Origin of the sequence: Pantoea septica, assembly GCF_002095575.1 — a bacterium.
GTDB classification, from domain to species: domain Bacteria; phylum Pseudomonadota; class Gammaproteobacteria; order Enterobacterales; family Enterobacteriaceae; genus Pantoea; species Pantoea septica.
Genome location: NZ_MLJJ01000001.1, coordinates 125,502 through 142,211 on the forward strand (window position 1 = coordinate 125,502; position 16,710 = coordinate 142,211).

At 61.8% G+C, this 16,710-nt stretch carries 15 protein-coding genes and 1 pseudogene; 9 read left to right on the plus strand and 7 right to left on the minus strand.

The features are described from left to right. Positions 1–2 precede the first annotated feature (2 nt). The 4 genes from HA46_RS00630 (at position 3) to HA46_RS00645 (ending at position 4,462) form a co-directional block, all read left to right on the plus strand. Positions 3–1,109 (plus strand): ABC transporter permease, encoded by a 1,107-nt coding sequence (locus tag HA46_RS00630; RefSeq protein ID WP_084881879.1) that lies wholly within the window; start codon positions 3–5, stop codon positions 1,107–1,109. Between the two features lie 95 nt (positions 1,110–1,204). Then, positions 1,205–2,035, plus strand: coding sequence for a transketolase (locus HA46_RS00635; RefSeq protein ID WP_033789672.1), 831 nt, complete (start codon positions 1,205–1,207; stop codon positions 2,033–2,035). After that, entirely contained in the window at positions 2,028–2,972 is a 945-nt protein-coding gene (locus tag HA46_RS00640) for a transketolase family protein (RefSeq protein ID WP_033789674.1), read from the plus strand. The genes HA46_RS00635 and HA46_RS00640 overlap by 8 nt, the downstream gene beginning before the upstream one ends. 2 nt (positions 2,973–2,974) lie before the next feature. Next, positions 2,975–4,462: an FGGY family carbohydrate kinase gene (locus HA46_RS00645; protein ID WP_084881880.1), complete on the plus strand. Its 1,488-nt coding sequence runs from the start codon at positions 2,975–2,977 to the stop codon at positions 4,460–4,462. A 455-nt stretch (positions 4,463–4,917) separates the two neighbouring features. Here HA46_RS00645 and HA46_RS00650 read toward each other — a convergent pair whose 3' ends face one another. Continuing rightward, positions 4,918–6,042: a mechanosensitive ion channel family protein gene (locus HA46_RS00650; protein ID WP_033789678.1), complete on the minus strand. Its 1,125-nt coding sequence runs from the start codon at positions 6,040–6,042 to the stop codon at positions 4,918–4,920. 95 nt (positions 6,043–6,137) lie between these two features. Further along, positions 6,138–6,872, minus strand: coding sequence for a flagellar brake protein (locus tag HA46_RS00655; protein WP_033789680.1), 735 nt, complete (start codon positions 6,870–6,872; stop codon positions 6,138–6,140). Between the two features lie 206 nt (positions 6,873–7,078). Between HA46_RS00655 and HA46_RS00660 the strand changes: the two genes are divergently transcribed. Further along, entirely contained in the window at positions 7,079–7,327 is a 249-nt protein-coding gene (locus HA46_RS00660) for a GlsB/YeaQ/YmgE family stress response membrane protein (RefSeq protein WP_033747725.1), read from the plus strand. A gap of 58 nt (positions 7,328–7,385) precedes the next feature. On the opposite strand, the gene HA46_RS00665 is transcribed toward HA46_RS00660, so the two are convergent. Both HA46_RS00665 and treA read right to left on the minus strand, forming a co-directional pair. Next, positions 7,386–9,488 carry a TonB-dependent siderophore receptor gene (locus HA46_RS00665; RefSeq protein ID WP_084881881.1) on the minus strand — a complete coding sequence of 701 codons (2,103 nt, stop codon included), beginning with the start codon at positions 9,486–9,488 and terminating at the stop codon, positions 7,386–7,388. Between the two features lie 170 nt (positions 9,489–9,658). Next, positions 9,659–11,341 (minus strand): alpha,alpha-trehalase TreA, encoded by a 1,683-nt coding sequence (treA, locus tag HA46_RS00670; RefSeq protein ID WP_084881882.1) that lies wholly within the window; start codon positions 11,339–11,341, stop codon positions 9,659–9,661. Positions 11,342–11,542: 201 nt separating this feature from the next. Between treA and ghrA the strand changes: the two genes are divergently transcribed. Together ghrA and HA46_RS00680 are read left to right on the plus strand one after the other, a co-directional pair. Beyond that, the gene (gene ghrA, locus HA46_RS00675; protein WP_084881883.1) at positions 11,543–12,484 is read left to right on the plus strand and encodes a glyoxylate/hydroxypyruvate reductase GhrA; all 942 of its coding nucleotides are present in this window, start codon (positions 11,543–11,545) and stop codon (positions 12,482–12,484) included. A 51-nt stretch (positions 12,485–12,535) separates the two neighbouring features. Then, complete coding sequence (locus HA46_RS00680; protein WP_033789684.1) at positions 12,536–13,273, plus strand: phosphatase; 738 nt, start codon at positions 12,536–12,538, stop codon at positions 13,271–13,273. A gap of 255 nt (positions 13,274–13,528) precedes the next feature. Here the strand turns inward: HA46_RS00680 and HA46_RS00685 are convergent, their stop codons facing one another. Further along, a complete protein-coding gene (locus tag HA46_RS00685) occupies positions 13,529–13,894 on the minus strand; it encodes a helix-turn-helix domain-containing protein (RefSeq protein ID WP_033789687.1) in 366 nt (121 codons plus the stop codon). A 70-nt stretch (positions 13,895–13,964) separates the two neighbouring features. Next, positions 13,965–14,225: a type II toxin-antitoxin system RelE family toxin gene (locus tag HA46_RS00690; RefSeq protein ID WP_033789689.1), complete on the minus strand. Its 261-nt coding sequence runs from the start codon at positions 14,223–14,225 to the stop codon at positions 13,965–13,967. A 274-nt stretch (positions 14,226–14,499) separates the two neighbouring features. On the opposite strand from HA46_RS00690, the pseudogene HA46_RS00695 reads away from it, so the two are divergent. After that, positions 14,500–14,718, plus strand: a pseudogene (locus tag HA46_RS00695) (phosphatase); the annotation flags it as partial. A 23-nt stretch (positions 14,719–14,741) separates the two neighbouring features. Continuing rightward, positions 14,742–15,308, plus strand: a complete 567-nt coding sequence (locus HA46_RS00700) for a TorD/DmsD family molecular chaperone (RefSeq protein ID WP_033789691.1) — start codon at positions 14,742–14,744, stop codon at positions 15,306–15,308. 14 nt (positions 15,309–15,322) lie between these two features. On the opposite strand, the gene HA46_RS00705 is transcribed toward HA46_RS00700, so the two are convergent. Beyond that, complete coding sequence (locus HA46_RS00705; RefSeq protein ID WP_084881884.1) at positions 15,323–16,687, minus strand: CoA transferase; 1,365 nt, start codon at positions 16,685–16,687, stop codon at positions 15,323–15,325. Between the last annotated feature and the right edge of the window lie 23 nt (positions 16,688–16,710).

Consider the following 16,710-nt stretch of genomic DNA (forward strand, 5'->3'; position numbering starts at 1 on the left):
GCATGAAAGGCAACAACGCTATGACGATGGCAGGCCAACCGGCGAAGGCGTTTAACTCGCGCGAGAGCATTATCCTGCTGCTGCTGAAGCTGCGCACCTTTATCGCGCTGTTTTTGATTGTCGGCTTCTTCGCGATCGCCGTGCCGGACTTTCTCGCGCTCGGCAGCCTGGTGATTATGGTGAAGCATATCGCCATCAACGCCTTTCTGGCGCTGGGCATTACCTTCGTGATTATCACCGCCGGCATCGACCTCTCTATCGGCGCGACGCTGGGGCTGTGCGGCATGATCGCCGGCTGGCTGATCACCAAGGGGATCGTGCTGCCGATGTTCGGCATCGCCATCTTTCCCAGCGTCTGGGTCATCGTGCCGCTGGTGCTGCTGGTAGGCGGAGCGATCGGGGCGGCCAACGGCTGGATCATCACCCGCTACAACGTCGCGCCCTTTATCTGCACGCTCGGCACCATGTATATCCTGCGCGGCGCGGCGATGCTCACCTCGGGCGGCGAAACCTTCCCCGGTTTGCAGGGCAATCCGCTGCTCGGCAACACCGGCTTCGACCGCATCGGCGCCGGATCGCTGCTCGGCCTGCCGTACGCCATCTGGATGATGATCGTGCTGGCGCTGGCGATCGCCTATATCGCCCGTCGCCTGCCGTTCGGCCGCCAGGTCTATGCCATCGGCGACAACGAGCGCGCCGCGGAGCTTTCCGGCGTCAAAGTGAAGCAGGTGAAAATCTGGGTCTATACGCTTTCCGGCTTCTGCGCGGCGATAGCGGGCATCGTGGTGTCGTCGCAGCTGGTAGCCAGCCATCCCGCCAACGGCACCTCGTTCGAAATGAACGCCATTGCGGCGGTGGTGCTGGGCGGCACTTCGCTGGCGGGCGGGCGCGGCACTATTCTCGGCACCCTGGTCGGCGCCTTTGTTATCGGCTTTCTCGCCGACGGCCTGATCATGATGGGGGTCAGCGAATTCTGGCAGATGGTGATCAAGGGCATCGTTATTATCATCGCCGTCATCATCGATCAGATGCAAAACCGCATGCAGCAGAAAGCGGCGGTGGTGGCGCAGAAGGCGCTGATCGAGGAGGGCGCGGAGGCAAAAAGTTAATCGGTGGCGGTGCAGGCTGGCTATTTTGCTGCACCCCCTTTTTTTACTCTTCTCGAATATATATTCGGACGTGATTTTTAATTCAGAGGTGATGTATGAATCCTTTCAAACTTCCGGTCGACGAACTGCAGCGTAAGGCGCGCGCCGTGCGCCGCCGCATTATCCAGCTTAACGCGGGCAGCCCGGCCGGCGGCCATACCGGCGCGGATCTGTCGCAGGCGGATATTCTGACCGCGCTCTATTTCCGCATCCTCGACTGCGCGCCGGATCGCACCGAGGATCCGCAGCGCGACATCTATATCCAGTCCAAAGGCCATGCGGTCGGCGGTTACTACTGCGTGCTGGCGGAGGCGGGCTATTTTCCGGTCGACTGGCTGCCCACCTATCAGCATGCTGATTCGCATCTGCCGGGCCATCCGGTGCGGCAGAAAACCCCGGGCGTGGAGCTGAATACCGGCGCGCTCGGCCATGGCCTGCCGGTAGCGGTGGGGCTGGCGCTGGCGGCGAAAAAAGATGGCAGCAAGCGGCGCATCTTCGTGGTGACCGGCGACGGCGAGCTGGCGGAGGGCAGCAACTGGGAGGCGGCGCTGGTCGCGGCGCACTACGGCCTCGACAACCTGATTATCATCAACGACAAGAACAAGCTGCAGCTGGCGGGCGCGACGCGCGACATCATGAACACCGACCCGCTGCCGGAAAAATGGCGCGCCTTCGGCCTGGAGGTGACAGAGTGCAACGGCAACGACATGGCGCAGGTGGTCGAGACCCTTGAAAGCCTGCCGCAGAACGGCAAGCCGCAGGTCATCGTGGCGCATACCGAAAAAGGCTATGGCGTCTCCTTTATTCAGAGTAAAGCGGAGTGGCATCACCGCGTGCCGAAAGGCGAAGAGATCGAACTGGCACTGGAGGAACTGAAAGATGAGTAATGCGCAACATTTAGCCAGCGTAATGGTGACCGCCTTTATCGACGCAGTGAATCGCGGCGTGGATCTGGTGCCGGTGGTGGCGGACTCCACCTCAACCGCAAAAATTTCGCCCTTTATTAAGGCCTTTCCCGACCGGCTGGTGAACGTCGGCATCGCCGAGCAGACGCTGGTCGGCACCGCAGCCGGGCTGGCGCTGGGCGGCAAGATCGCCGTAACCTGCAACGCCGCGCCCTTCCTGGTGTCGCGCGCCAACGAGCAGGTCAAGGTCGACGTCTGCTACAACAACACCAATGTGAAGCTGTTCGGCCTTAATGCCGGCGCCAGCTACGGCCCGCTCGCCAGCACCCATCACAGCATCGACGATATCGCGGTGATGCGCGGCTTCGGCAACATCGAAATTTACGCGCCCGCCTGTCCGCTGGAGTGCCGCCAGATCATCGACTATGCGCTTGAGCACGTCGGCCCGGTCTATATCCGCCTCGACGGCAAAGATTTGCCGCAGCTGCACAGCGACGATTACCGCTTCGAGCCGGGTAAAATCGACCAGCTGCGCGAAGGCAAGGATATCGCGCTGGTGGCGATGGGCTCGACGGTGCATGAGATCGTTCACGCGGCGGAGCAACTGGCTGAGAAAGGGATCTCAGCGGGTGTGATCAGTGTTCCATCCATCAGACCCTGCGATACCCAACAGCTGCGCAACCTGCTAAATCACTATCCAGCCGCGATCAGCGTGGAGGAGCACAACGTTAACGGCGGCGTCGGCAGTCTGGTGGCCGAGGTGTTGGCGGAAGGGGGCTGCGCCATTCCGCTGCTGCGCCTGGGCATCCCGGACGGGCAGTACGCCATCGCGGGCGATCGCGCCTCCACGCGCGCGTATCACGGCATCGACGCCGCGAGCGTCGTCAACAGCGCAGTGCGCATTTGTGCGGGAGCCTGACCATGGAAGACGCCCTTATTCTGGCGATTGACGAAGGCACCACCAATGCCAAGGCGATCGCCGTCAATCGCCAGGGCCGCGTCGTGGCGCGGGGCAGTCAGCCGCTGACGCTGTCGCATCCGCAGCCGGGGCTGGCGGAGCAGGACGCGCTGGCTATCTGGCAGGCGGTGAAGCAGGCGGTTGCCGACTGCCTGGCGCAGTGCGATGGCGCGCCGGTGGCGGCGGTGGCGATCAGCAATCAGCGTGAGTCGGTGCTGATCTGGCAGCGGCGCGACGGCAAGCCGCTCACGCCGCTGGTAAGCTGGCAGGATCGGCGCTCGGAAGCCTTTTGTCGCGACCTGCGCGCCGCGGGCAACGCCTCGCGCATAACCGGGCTGACCGGGCTGGCGGTGGATCCGATGTTCCCGGCGGCGAAGCTTACCGGCATGCTGACGGCGATCCCGGACGGCGCGGCGCGCGCGGCGGCGGGCGAACTCTGCATCGGCACGGTCGATAGCTGGCTTGCCTGGCAGCTCAGCGCGGGCGAGGTGTTCGTTACCGATCACGCCAACGCTGCGCGCACTCAGCTTTATAGTCTGCACAGCGGCGGCTGGGACGATGAGCTGCTGCGTCTGTTTCAGCTGCCGCGCGCCGCGCTGCCGACTATCGTGCCGTCGGCCAGCGAGCAGGGCGCGGTGGCGATTAACGCTATTCCGGGCCTGGCGCCGGGCACGCCGATTCTGGCGCGCATCGGCGATTCCCATGCGGCGCTGCAGGCGCAGCGGCGCGGCGACGAAGAGGTGGTGAAGGCGACCTACGGCACCGGCTCTTCGCTGATGATGTCGATGGCGACGCCGCTGCTCACTGATAACGGCCTGAGCACCACCGTAGCCTGGCACGACGGCGCGCTGCGCTTCGCCTTCGAGGGCAATATTACGCACACCGGCTCCGGCGCGGCCTGGCTGGGCAAGATGCTCGGCATTCAGGACCCGCACCAGCTGACCGCGCTGGCGCGCACCGCCGACAGCAATCAGGGCGTCTATTTTGTGCCGGCGCTCTCCGGGCTGGGCGCGCCCTGGTGGGATCTGCGGGCGCGCGGCATGGTGTGCGGCCTGACCGACGCCGCCACGCCTGCGGTGCTGGCGCGCGTGGCGCTGGAGTCGATCGTGTTTCAGATCGCGGACGTCTTTTTCGCCATGGAGCAGGCGAGCGGCCAGCGGCTGTCGGCGCTCTGCGTGGACGGCAGCGCGACCGCCAACGACTGGCTGATGCAGCTGCAGGCGGACGTGCTGCAGCGCCCGCTGCTGCGCGCGCCCACGGCGGAGGTATCCGCGCTCGGCGCGGCGCTGCTGGCAGGCAAGGTGCTCGGCTGGTGGCGGCAGGGCAGCGAGATGCAGGCGCTACAGGGCGGCACGCGCGTCGAGCCGCGCAGCGAGCAGGCGCAGGCGATGCGGGAGAGCTATCAGGGATGGATAGCGGCGGTGGCGCGCTGCCGGTTTCAGCCGGCGTGATGGCTGACGGCCTGTTAAACAAATTAGAGGCAGGGTGCAGACGTGGGTGACAAGGCCCGATCGCAAAGACGCAAAAAACGTCATCCCTGACCGCTCGTCCCGCGCGTTTACGCCCCTCATCCCTGAGGGGGCGCCCGTCACCGGGCCAACGCGTTGCGTTGTTCAAAAACGCTCCCGGCGTTTTTGTCCTTGTCGCGGGACGCTTTGCTCTTCGGTCCATGTCACCCACGTTTTGAGTTTATTAGCCGCCTGAAAAGAATGGCATGACGATATAACCACTGGGCTCCTAAGCAGCCGCACCATGCCGAAAGGGAAAGGGCGTTTCGCCCGAAGAGCAAAGCGTCGCGGGCCAGGGATGGCCCGCGCCGAGGCGCAGGGATGCTTTATGCCGTCTTTGCGATCGGGCGAAATGCCCTTGACCCATCGCGAAACGCAAAGCGACGGGTTTGGGCAAATTACGCCCGCCGCGCCTCTTCCTCATCGTTCTCCGCGCGCAGCATCTCCACCGGCGGAATACGGCCGCCGCTGAACTCCACCTGACGGATCGGGAAGGCGAAGCGCACATCGCGCTGCTCCAGCGCCGCCATCAGCTGCAGGTTAATCTCCTGCTGAATATCCATATATTTGTTGTAGTCGGCGTCAAGCACGAAGTAGACCACCTCGAAGGTCAGCTTCGAATCCTCAAACGCGAAAAAATGCGCGCGGTCGAAGCGGGTCAGCTCAATGCCCTGAATGATCGACTTCACCAGATCGCTCACTTCGCGCACCTGCGCCGAAGGCGTGCCGTAGCTCAGGCCAAAGCGAAACACGATGCGCCGCTGCTGCATACGCTTGTAGTTGTGGATGGTCTGCTGCAGCAGAATGGTATTGGAGCAGACGATCTGCTCGCCGCTCAGGCTGCGCAGGCGCGTGGTCTTCAGGCCGATATGCTCGATAGAGCCGGCAATATCGCCGAACACAATAAAATCGCCGTGCTCGAAAGGTTTATCGAAGCCGATCGCCAGGGAGGCGAAAACGTCGCTCAGCACCGTCTGAATCGCCAGCGCGATGGCGATACCGCCCACGCCAAGACTCGCTACCAGCGCGGTAATATTGATGCCCATATTCGACAGAATGGCGAGCAGCATCATTACCCACACTACCACGCGCAGCAGAATGCCCAGGATCACCGTCGTCACGGGATTGCGCACGTGCACCGGATCGCGCAGCAGATTATGCAGCCACAGCCGGATACCGCAGTCGATCCACATGGCTAGCTGCACGGCGAACGCGAGGAACCAGCCGTGAGAAATAAAACCGTCCCAGCTGGCGGGCACGTCGACGAAACGCAGGGCGATCAGCAGCGAAAAGATCAGCAGCAGCAGCTGGCTGGTGCTGCGCAGGATCTCCACCAGAATCGAGGTGAAGCGCACGTGGCGCTGCTCGCTGTAGCGCGCGATGCGGCTGGAGATAAAGCGTATGGCGCTGCGCAGCAGCCAGTAGATCACCAGCGTGCCCGCGACCACGATAGCGCTATTGATCCAGAAGGTTTGGTTCAGAAAAAGACGTTGAAAATAGCCGGATGAGAGCCAGTTTTCCATTGGGGAGTTTCTCCTTGCTGGGAGCCGGTTTAAAAAAGAGAGCAAGGAGAAGCATAGCCTGGATGCGCCGCGAGACAGCGCAAATCACTGAATAATTACTGAAATCGATTCGCTTTGTCGCGCGCCAGGCGCTCAAGGGCGAAAATAACCTGCTGTAGCTGACGCTCCTGCAACGGCTCGATGGCGGTAAAACGGAAGCTGAGACGCGGCGTGACGCGCGTTTCGTTTTTGCTGGTCACCACGCTGCGCTCGCCGATATGGAGCAGCTGCGCGCCGACCTCGAACTGGCCATATTCGCCCAGCTCGACGTGCAGCTTTTTAAACTTGTCGCCGCTGCTCAGCCCCTCTGGCAGCGCCTCGTCCACCAGCACGCCGATACCGCCCAGCGACAGATCCTGCAGGCGGAAACGCACTTTTTTGCCGTTGGGCCACTCGCTATGACAGTAAAAGATCGGATCGAGCGGTACGGAGATACGGAAAAATTCACGGCGCTGGATCTGCCACAGCAGGTCGGGCAGCGGCGCGCTAAAGGCGGGTAAACCCTCGAAGGTGGTTCTCTCCAGCGACGCGAGGCTGAACTCTACCTTGGCGCCGTAGGTTTCAGCGAAGATGCTCACATCGTTGCAGGAAAGCACATACTCGTTGTCGAGATTATTGCTGCCAAGGTCGAAAACAATGCGATCCTCGTCGGCATCCAGCATACGGCTGATAAACTGACCGCGCGAAAAAGTGACCATTAAAGGCGTCTGAAATCGTAGCAAATCCTTTATCACGCCGAGAACCGCCAGCGTGCCACGTTTGAGATACTGTTCTTTGTCGGCTTCTTTCACTTACTGGCTCCAAAGGGGGCAAATTTGCTGTTATCGGATGCTTTATGCTCTCTCCGTTATCGGCGGCGGGCGCGGAAGCTTTAGGTTCTTAAGTCAATTTTTGTCGCGGTTTATCCTGCACCAGAGAATTTCCCGTCTATACTTAGCTCTGTAATTCTCCTGATTAATCAGGCGGTCACAACCTAAACAAAAGGAAGGAGTAGTAGATGGGTATCATTTCATGGATCATCTTTGGTTTAATCGCCGGTATTCTCGCTAAATGGATCATGCCTGGTAAAGATGGCGGTGGTTTTATCGTAACCGTTATTCTGGGAATCATCGGTGCGGTAGTCGGCGGCTGGATCAGTACCCTGTTTGGCTTCGGCCGAGTAGACGGCTTTAACTTCGGCAGCTTTGTGGTCGCGGTAATCGGTGCCCTTGTCGTGCTGTTTATCTACCGTAAAGTCCGTAGCTAGTACGCATAGCGTAAGAACTGCAACGGGACGACGTTGTCGTCCCGTTTTACTTTCCCCGCTAGAAATCGTATCCCACCGACACCAGCAGCGAACGCTCCGCGCCCCAGTAGCAGTAGCCCGTGCCGTAACAGGCCGCCACATAGTGACGATCGGTCAGGTTATTCGCGTTGACCTGTAGCCACGCGCCGCGCAGCGCGCTGTTCCAGACGCCGAGATCGGCGCGCACCGAGGCATCGAACAGCGTAACCGAAGGCACGCGTCGGCTGTTCTCATTGTCCGCCCACTGTTTGCCGATATAGCGCACGCCAGCGCCCGCGCTGATGCCGCCGTCAAACTGATAGTGGCCCCAGAACGATGCCATGCTGTCTGGCGTCACGTAAGGCGTATGACCATCATTGCCGTCCAGCGTCTCCTTATAGCGCAGGTGGTTAAGGGTATAGCCCGCCACCGTGCTCAGGCGCGGCGTCAGCTGATTGCGCGCCTCCAGCTCGATGCCCTGCGAATGGACTTTGCCGGTCGGCGTGTAGGTGGAGTCGACGATATTGCGCGTGGCGACATCCTTCTGCGTCAGATCGTAGAGCGCCAGGGTATAGAGATCGCGCGTGCCTGCCGGCTGATATTTTATGCCTGTCTCATATTGTTCCGAGGTGGTCGGCTGCAGCAGGTTGCCGTCGGTGCCGGTCAGCGCCGTCGGCGTAATCGCCTGGCTATAGCTCACATAGGGCGAGACGCCGTTGTCGAAGGCGTAGAGCAGCGCCGCGCGACCGCTGACGTGATCGTCCTGCCGGCGCGACGTGCCGCTGTTGTCGGCGACGATGCGGTCGTAGCGGCCGGAGAGATCGAGATGCCAGCGATCCCACGTCATCTCATCCTGAAGGTAGAGGCCGGTCTGGTAGTAGCGGCGCGTCTCGCGCGTCCAGCTATAGTCCGGCATCGGTCCGAGCGCCTCGCCGGTGGCGGCGTTGAGCGCGCTGGCCGCATCGCCCGCCTCGCTTAAATCGTTTTTATAGCGATGATACTCCCCGCCGATCGACAGGCGATGCGCCAGCTCGCCGGTGTCGAACTCCGCCGTGACGCGGTTATCCGTCGCCCAGGCAGAGAGCGACGAGCGCTCGCCGGAGTAGTAGCGGTTAAGGATATCGCTGCCGGGCGCCTGCCAGCCCACCTGATAAACCTGGTCGAGATCGACGTTTGAGTGGCTGTAGCTGCCGGTCGAGGAGAACGACCAGACATCGCTGAAGCGGTGCCGGAAATCATAGCTGTAGATCTGTTCGCGCCGTTTGAACTGGTCAAGGGAGGGCTCGCCGTCGTAAAAGCCGGTGCTGAGTTTCGCGCCGTTGTGAGCGCTCAGCGCGCCATCGCCTGGCACCGAGCCGTGATAGCCGCCTGACGGATCTTTTTGCAGATAGGCGCGCAGCAGCAGCTGCGTATCTTCCGTGGGCTGCCACATCAGCTGCGGCATCAGCGCGTACTTCTCCTCGCGCGTGTGGTCATACTGGGTGTCGCTGTTGCGCGTCATGCCGGTCAGGCGAAACGCCCATTCGTTGTTGATGGCGTTGGTGTAGTCGAAAGCCGCGCCGCGCGTATCCTGGGTGCCGGCCGTCAGCCGGAAGTGGCCCGCTTCGGCGAACTGCGGGCGGCGCGTGGTCTGGTTCACCAGCCCGCCCGGCACCGTCTGGCCGTACAGCGCGGAAGAGGGGCCTTTAATCACGTCGACGCGCTCCAGAAACCAGGGATCGACCTGCAAAACGTTATAGCTGCCGCCATCGCTCATCAGGCGCAGGCCGTCGAGGAAGGTGTTATCGACGTCGCCGCCGTGGAAGCCGCGCAGCGAAATGGTATCGTAGCGGGTCGCCGCGCCGCCGAAGTTGGAGAAAACCCCTGGCGTATAGTTCAGTACCTGATTGAGATCGATGGCGCCTTGATCGTCGATCTGCTGGCGAGCGATCACCGAGACCGACTGCGGCGTCGTGAGCAGCGGGCGATCGCTTTTGGTGGCGCCTGCGCTGGTGGTGGCGAGATAGCCCTGAGTCGGGCCGTCGGCGCTCTCCTGCGGCGAGGCGGTCACCGTCAGCGTGTCGGCCGCCAGGCTGGCAGCGGGCAGAGCGATCGCCAGCGCGCACAGCAGCGCACAGCGGTGAAGGGGATACGGCAGCGTCATGTCCTGTCCTTGTTCGGTCCGCCTGCGGCAGGCGGGACGTGTATGATAAAGATTCTCACAATCAGAGTGAGAATTATTATCAATATGTGAAAAATGTTTCAAGGTTTGTTGAACAGGAGAAGGCAAAAAAGAAAATAAAGGGCCGATAGCGGCCCTTCGTCTGGCAGGGGTTACTTCGCTGTCGCCGCCTGAGGAATATCCTGCGCGCTGTTGCAGGTTTTCTCTTTTGGACAGTACTTGTCGAGCAGCATCAGCGTCACGCCGTTGGTCCAGCCGAAGCCGTCCTGCAGCGGATATTCCCCGCCGCCGCCGCCGCCGAGGTTCGGCCCGTCGACGACATACTTCTCGACCAGCTTATGCTCTTTGTCATAGGTGGTCTGGACGTTCTGCAGGAAGCGCATGCCGACCTGCTGCGCCAGCTGCGGCTTGTTGTAGTGCTCCAGACCCTCTACCGCAACCCACTGCAGCGGCGCCCAGCCGTTAGGCGCGTCCCACTGCTGGCCATTGTTCACCGTGGTGGTGAGCAGGCCGCCCGCTTTCAGCAGCTGTTTCTCTACCGCCGAGGCGGTGCGATCGGCCTGCTTGTCGCTGGCCAGCTGCATATAGAGCGGGAAGAGCGCTGCGGCGGTAAGCTGCGGGCTCGCCTGGCCTGTTTTGCTGTCGTAGTCGGCGTACCAGCCCTGTTTCTCATCCCACAGATAGCGGTTAACCGCCGCCTGGCGCTTCTCCGCCAGATCGGCGAACTGCTTCGCTTTATCCTGCTGCTTATCGAGGCGATACGCTTTGGCCAGCGTCTGCTCCAGATGGAACATCAGGCTGTTGAGATCGACAGGCGCCAGCTGAGTGGTGCGGATTGAGGCGAGATTGTGCGCGTCGCTGAACCAGCGCGAGCTGAAGTCCCAGCCGGAGGCGGCACCGGCGCGCAGGTCGCGGTAGAGTTCGCCTTTGTCGCGCTGCGGCGCTTTTTTCGCGGTATTGACGTCATCCAGCCAGGATTCGGTGCGCGGCACGTCGCGCGCGTCCCAGTAGCGGTTAAGCACGATGCCGTCCGCCAGCTTGATGACGCGCTTGCTCGCCTGGCCAGCGGCGACGCTATCGCTGTCCGCCATCCAGTAGTCATACTCTTTCTGCAGCTGCGGCAGATATTTGCTGTAGGCCGCGTCGCCCTCGTGGGTCGCCAGCAGATCGACCATCAGGCTAAAGAAGGGCGGCTGCGAGCGGCTGAGATAGTAGCTGCGGTTGCCGTTCGGGATATGGCCGTAGGTATCCAGCTCCCACGCGAAGTTATCCACCATATCCTGTACGCGATCCCAGTGTCCGCTTTCAGCCAGGCCGAGCATGGTGAAATAGCTGTCCCAGTAGTAGACCTCGCGGAAGCGGCCGCCCGGCACCACATAGGGCTTCGGCAGCGGCAGCAGCGAATCGTAGCGGCCGGCGCTTTTGGCGGTGCGCGTCAGCACCGGCCACAGGCCGTCGATATGCGCGCGCAGGCTCTGCCCGGCGGGCGGCACATATTTTTCGCCCGCCGCGGGCAGGGTAAAGTTGCTGGCAACGAAACGCTTCAGATCGAAGTTGCGCTGATTTTTCTGCATCTGCCAGTCTGCCAGAATCGACGCGGGATCGAATTTAGGCACCGCGTCGGCGAAGGTTTTCTGGTCGGGATAGAACTGCGCCTGCTGCACCGCGCTAAACAGCGGCCCCAGCCGAACATCCGGCGGCTGCGGCTGGCTGCTGAGCAGACGTGAGTTATCGTCTGCGTGCGCCGTCAGCGCAGGCAAACCCAGCAGCAGAGTCAGCAGCACTGGCGCGACTCCCTGACGCCCGACAGGCGCGGTTACCACAGTTTTCTTCATCGGTTTTTCTCCTTGTCCGAAAGGCGGCCGCGTGTAACGCATTGACCACTCAAACAACTTTAGTCTTAATCTGACAACGTGGCGCGACGAGACTGCGGAAATGTGAAGCAGACCGGAACAGAAGCCGGCGGCGGAGCGGCGGTTTTTGCTTGCCCTGGCGCCGCTTTTACCGGAGGCTTGAGGGCAAAAACGAGGAGCGAGATGGATATTATCTGGTATCACCCGACGCAGGATGGCGACGTCTGGCTGAGGGGAATGCAGCGGCGGTTGCCGCAGGCGCGGGTGCGGCGCTGGCAGCCGGGCGACGACGCGCCCGCGGATTACGCTATTCTGTGGCAGCCGCCGCGCGAGATGCTGGCGCATCGCGCCGGGCTGCGGGGCGTATTCGTAATGGGCGCCGGGGTTGACGATATTCTCGCCCGGCTGGCGCGCTATCCCGAAATGCTGCCGCCGTCGGTGCCGCTGGTCCGCCTGGAGGATAGCGGTATGGCGCGGCAGATGCAGGAGTATGCGCTCTACTGCGTGCTCGGCTGGTTCCGCCGTTTCGACGACTACGCCAGACAGCAGCAGCAGGCGCAGTGGCAGCCTTTGCCGCCGATAACGCGCGAGACGTTCAGCGTCGGCGTACTCGGTGCCGGCGTGCTGGGGCGGAGCGTTATCGAGGCGCTTCGGCCATGGGGCTTTCCGCTGCGCGTCTGGAGCCGAACGCCGAAGCGCATCGACGGCGTCGAGAGCTTTGCCGGACGCGAGAGCCTCGACGACTTTCTGCGCGGCGCGCAGGTGGCGATCAATTTGCTGCCCACCACGCCGGAAACCCGCGACCTGTTCGACGCGCGCACCCTGAGCCAGCTGCCGCAGCACGCCTGTTTCCTCAATATGGCGCGCGGCGCGCAGGTGGTGGAAACGGATCTGCTGGCGGCGCTGGAGAGCGGGCGGATGCGCGCTGCCGCGCTCGACGTGTTCCAGCAGGAGCCGCTGCCGCAGGAGCATCCGCTGTGGCGTCATCCGCGCGTCACCGTGACCCCGCATATTGCGGCATTGACCCTGACGGATGAGGCGATGGACGCCATTACGCGCGCCATCGGCGCTATTGAGGCGGGCGAACGGCCGTCGGGCTGCGTCGATCGCCAGCGCGGCTATTGAATTCCGGTTAACTTATTGACCGTCCGAGCGGGCGGCAGAGAGGAGAAAATAATGTACCCCGTTGATTTGCATATGCATACCGTCGCCAGCACTCATGCCTACAGCACGCTGCACGACTATGTCGCGCAGGCGAAAAACAACGGCATCAGGCTGTTCGCCATTACCGATCACGGCCCCGACATGGCCGACGCGCCGCACTACTGGCACTTCGTCAATATGAAAATCTGGCCGCGCGTGATCGACGGCGTCGGCATTTTGCGCGGTATCGAGGCCAATATTAAAAACCAGCAGGGCGAAATCGACTGCTCCGGTCCGATGCTCGGCTCGCTGGATCTGATTATCGCCGGCTTTCACGAGCCGGTTTACGCGCCGCGCGACAAGAGCCATCACACCGATGCGATGATCGCCACCATGGCGAACGGCGTGGCGCATATCATCAGCCATCCCGGCAACCCGAAGTTCCCGATCGATATCCGCGCGGTCGCCGAGGCGGCCGCGCACTACAACGTGGCGCTGGAGATCAACAACTCCTCCTTTACCACCTCGCGTCCCGGCAGCGAGCCGAACTGCCGCGCCATCGCCGAAGCGGTGCGCGACGCCGGCGGCAAGCTGGCGTTTGGCTCCGATTCCCACACCGCGTTTACGCTGGGCGACTTCGAGCACTGCCTGCGCATCACGCGCGCAGTAGATTTTCCCGAGGATCGCGTGTTAAATGTCACGCCGCGCCGCCTGCTCGATTTTCTTGAGCAGCGCACCGGCAAACAGATTGCCGAACTGGCGGATTTCTGACTCTTGCTGCAATGGCGTTACGCTTCGCAGAAGAAGCAAGATCGCGCAAAAGGACGAGGGGAATGCAGGAGGTCAGTACGACTGTGAATATTCTCAGCAGCTCCGGGCAAGCCTGATAAGCGGTGCCAGAGCCTTAGATCAAGGCGTTTGAGGGGAACTGAACGCCTTACCGGTACTATGACTGGCAATGAAGAAATCCAGGCAACATACGATCTCGAATAAATGAAGGGCCACCGCGGAAGTGGCCTTTGTCTTTTAGAGTACTAACTGTTCTGGACGGCAATCATAGAGCTTCGCAAGACGTTCACGCGTTTTTTTCTGTGGCTTGCTCTCTGCCCGTTCTAACTGAGAGATAGCACTCTGAGTCGTACCTAATTTTTCAGCCACATCATACTGGCTTAAGCCGCGATAAATACGCCAGGCGGCTTGTAAGCTTACGTCCTGTTCAACCATGATGTTAACGACTGCACCTGGTACAGTTTCGTCATCATCAGGGCCTGCTTCAACAGGTATACTCTCCCATTCGCCTTCGGCGTCTGAGAGAAGCTTTTCGTACTCTGCTACCGGAAGTACCACAAATTGTGGCTTACCTGTTTCATCATATATGTACTGTTTTGACATAGTTTATCCGGGTGTTTTGGCGTCGCGGTTAATGTCATGGAGCATAATCGTCGATTTGACTCGCCTTGTATCAGTAAGTCTTTGATGTTCTGCGCGTCACTTCTTCAATCCTGAGTACTACCGGCTCACCGTCTATTAACTCAAAGATTATTCTGTAGTCACCAACACGTAACCGGTACTGGTTATCGGTATCCTGTAACTTCTTGATGTCTACATTCACAAGCGGGAAGGTTACCAACTGCTGAGTCTTCTCGTTAATAGCTTTCCGGTAGCGGCTATCGATCTTAGTCAAGTGCTTCAATGCACGCTTAGACCAAATTACTTCAACCATTATGCCCCCAAATTTTAAAGAACATATCCCTCTGGTATGATTAGATAATATTGCCAATATCTAATTATTTCAAGATGATTTTGCTAATCATCTAATGTTTTTTTATTAGCCGTTTGGAAGTGTACATACATAGGGTTTAGTAAAGATCTGCATTAGGTCTTATGGTTAATAACTCACCTACAGAGCTTTAATTGCTTGATTAGCACAGAATTTAAGGGCCTGATATAATGTGGCCACCAATAACTTTCGGCGACCCACGTTTCCGATCGATATCCGCGCCATCGCCGAAGCGGTGCGCGACGCCGGCGGCAAGCTGGCGTTTGGCTCCGATTCCCACACCGCGTTTACGCTGGGCGACTTCGAGCACTGCCTGCGCATCACGCGCGCAGTGGATTTTCCCGAGGATCGCGTGTTAAATGTCACGCCGCGCCGCCTGCTCGATTTTCTTGAGCAGCGCACCGGCAAACAGATTGCCGAACTGGCGGATTTCTAACCCTTTTGCCTCTGGAATAGTGCATGAACGAGTTTTCCATCCTCTGCCGCGTGATCGGCTCCCTGTTTAACCGTCAGCCGCAGGATCCGCTGCTGGTTCCGCTGTTTACCCTGCTGCGCGAGGGCAAACTTGGCGCGCAGTGGCCGCTGGAGCAGGACGAGCTGCTGCAGCGTCTGCAGCAGAATAGCGATCCGCAGGCGCTGGCGGCGGATTACAATGCGCTGTTCGTCGGCCCCGACTGTAAGGTGCCGCCTTACGCCTCGCAGTGGCCGGAAGGCAAGCCGGAGCCGGAGGTGCGCGCCTTTCTCGCCTCGCGCGGCATGCCGCTCAGCGACGCGCCCGCCGACCACTTCGGCGTGCTGATGCTGGCGGCCTCCTGGCTGGAAGATCAGTCGGCGGAAGATGAGAGCGCGGCGCAGTGCGCTCTGTTCGACAGCTATCTGCTGCCCTGGTGCGGCGCCTTTCTCGGCAAGGTCGAGGCGCACGCCACCACCGCCTTCTACCGCACGCTGGCGATGCTAAGCCGTGAGGCGATCCAGGCGATGTGGGACGAGCTGAACGAGGCCAGCGAAGACAGCGGCGAAGCCTGATCCCGCCCGCTCCTTTACCAGCGCGCCGGATGCGTGCCCGGCTCGCAGCCCGGCGTGGCGCAGAGTTGCGGCGTGCCGGGCAGCCGGGCAGCGGCGCGCAGCCGTTCCCCGATGCCCCAGGGCGTTAGCTCAACGGTCGGCAGCGTGTCGTGCGCATGCGCTTTAACGCCCGCCGTCAGGATCGCGTCCCGGCAGGGATGCTGCTGCAACAGCAGGGCAGTGCGCGCCAGCGACAGCCGCGCCTCAACGCCGTAGCCGGTAGCGTGGCGCTGGCGCAGCCCCTCCAGCGCCGCGGCGGCCATCAGATAGCCGGTGGCGTGATCCAGCGCCTGCACCGGCAGCGGCGTCGGCTTCGCGCTTTGCGACCAGCGCATGCCGCTCTCGGCGATGCCGCACGCCATCTGCACCAGGCTGTCGAAGCCGCGGCGATTGCGCCATGGGCCGTGCCAGCCCCAGGCGTTCAGGCTAACGTCCACCAGACCCGGCGCCAGCCGGGCGCGCGTCTCGGCGTCGAATCCCAGCAGTTCCAGCGCGTCGGCGCGATAGCCGTGCACCAGCACGTCCGCCTGCTGCAGCAGCGCGCGCAGCGTCTCGCGGCCTGCCGCCGTTTTAAAGTCGACCACGGCGCGCCGTTTGCCGCAGCCGATCTCTTCATCCAGCGTCGGCTCGCGCCAGCCGGGCGGATCGAAACGCAGCACCTGCGCGCCGAGGCTGGCGAGAAAGCGGGTCGCCACCGGCCCGGCGATGATGCGCGTCAGATCCAGCACCCGAACGCCGAGCAGCGGTCGCGCGGCGGGCATCGGCCAGCTGCGCGCGGGCGCGGCGGCGCCCCGTCGCCAGGCGATCAGCGGCTCTTCGCGCATCGCCTGGCCCTGCGGATGCTGCTGCCACGCTTGTTCGCTGCGCATCTTTGCGGCGCAGCCGCCGGCGTCGACTACCGCCTGCTCCAGCGCGTCAGCCTGCCAGCGCGCCACCTGCCGCGCCAGTGCGTCGCGATCGGGATGCTGGCCCAGCACGCGCTCCATCGCCGCGCGATGATGCGGCGCATTGGTGTGCAGGCGGATCCAGCCGTCGGCGCTGCGGTAGTCGCCGGCAAAGGCGTCCCACAGTGCGGGCGCGGGGCGATTGCAGGGAAAGAAACTGGTCTGAAACCAGCGCGAGGCGAGGCGTACATTGACGCTCACCGGCTGGCGGACGCCGATAAAATCCGCCGTCGCCTGGGTCGCCAGCCCGATGCTGGCGGCCGCCAGCTCGCTGACGGCGAAAGCGGATGAGAAGGTCGCGGTATCAAGAAAAGTGGGCGGGGCGGTTGCGTCGCCGGGGCCACGCAATCCTTGCCACAGCTGCTGCCACAGCGACGCGGCAAGCTGATAATCCATAATCATTCTCCAGAAACAGACGG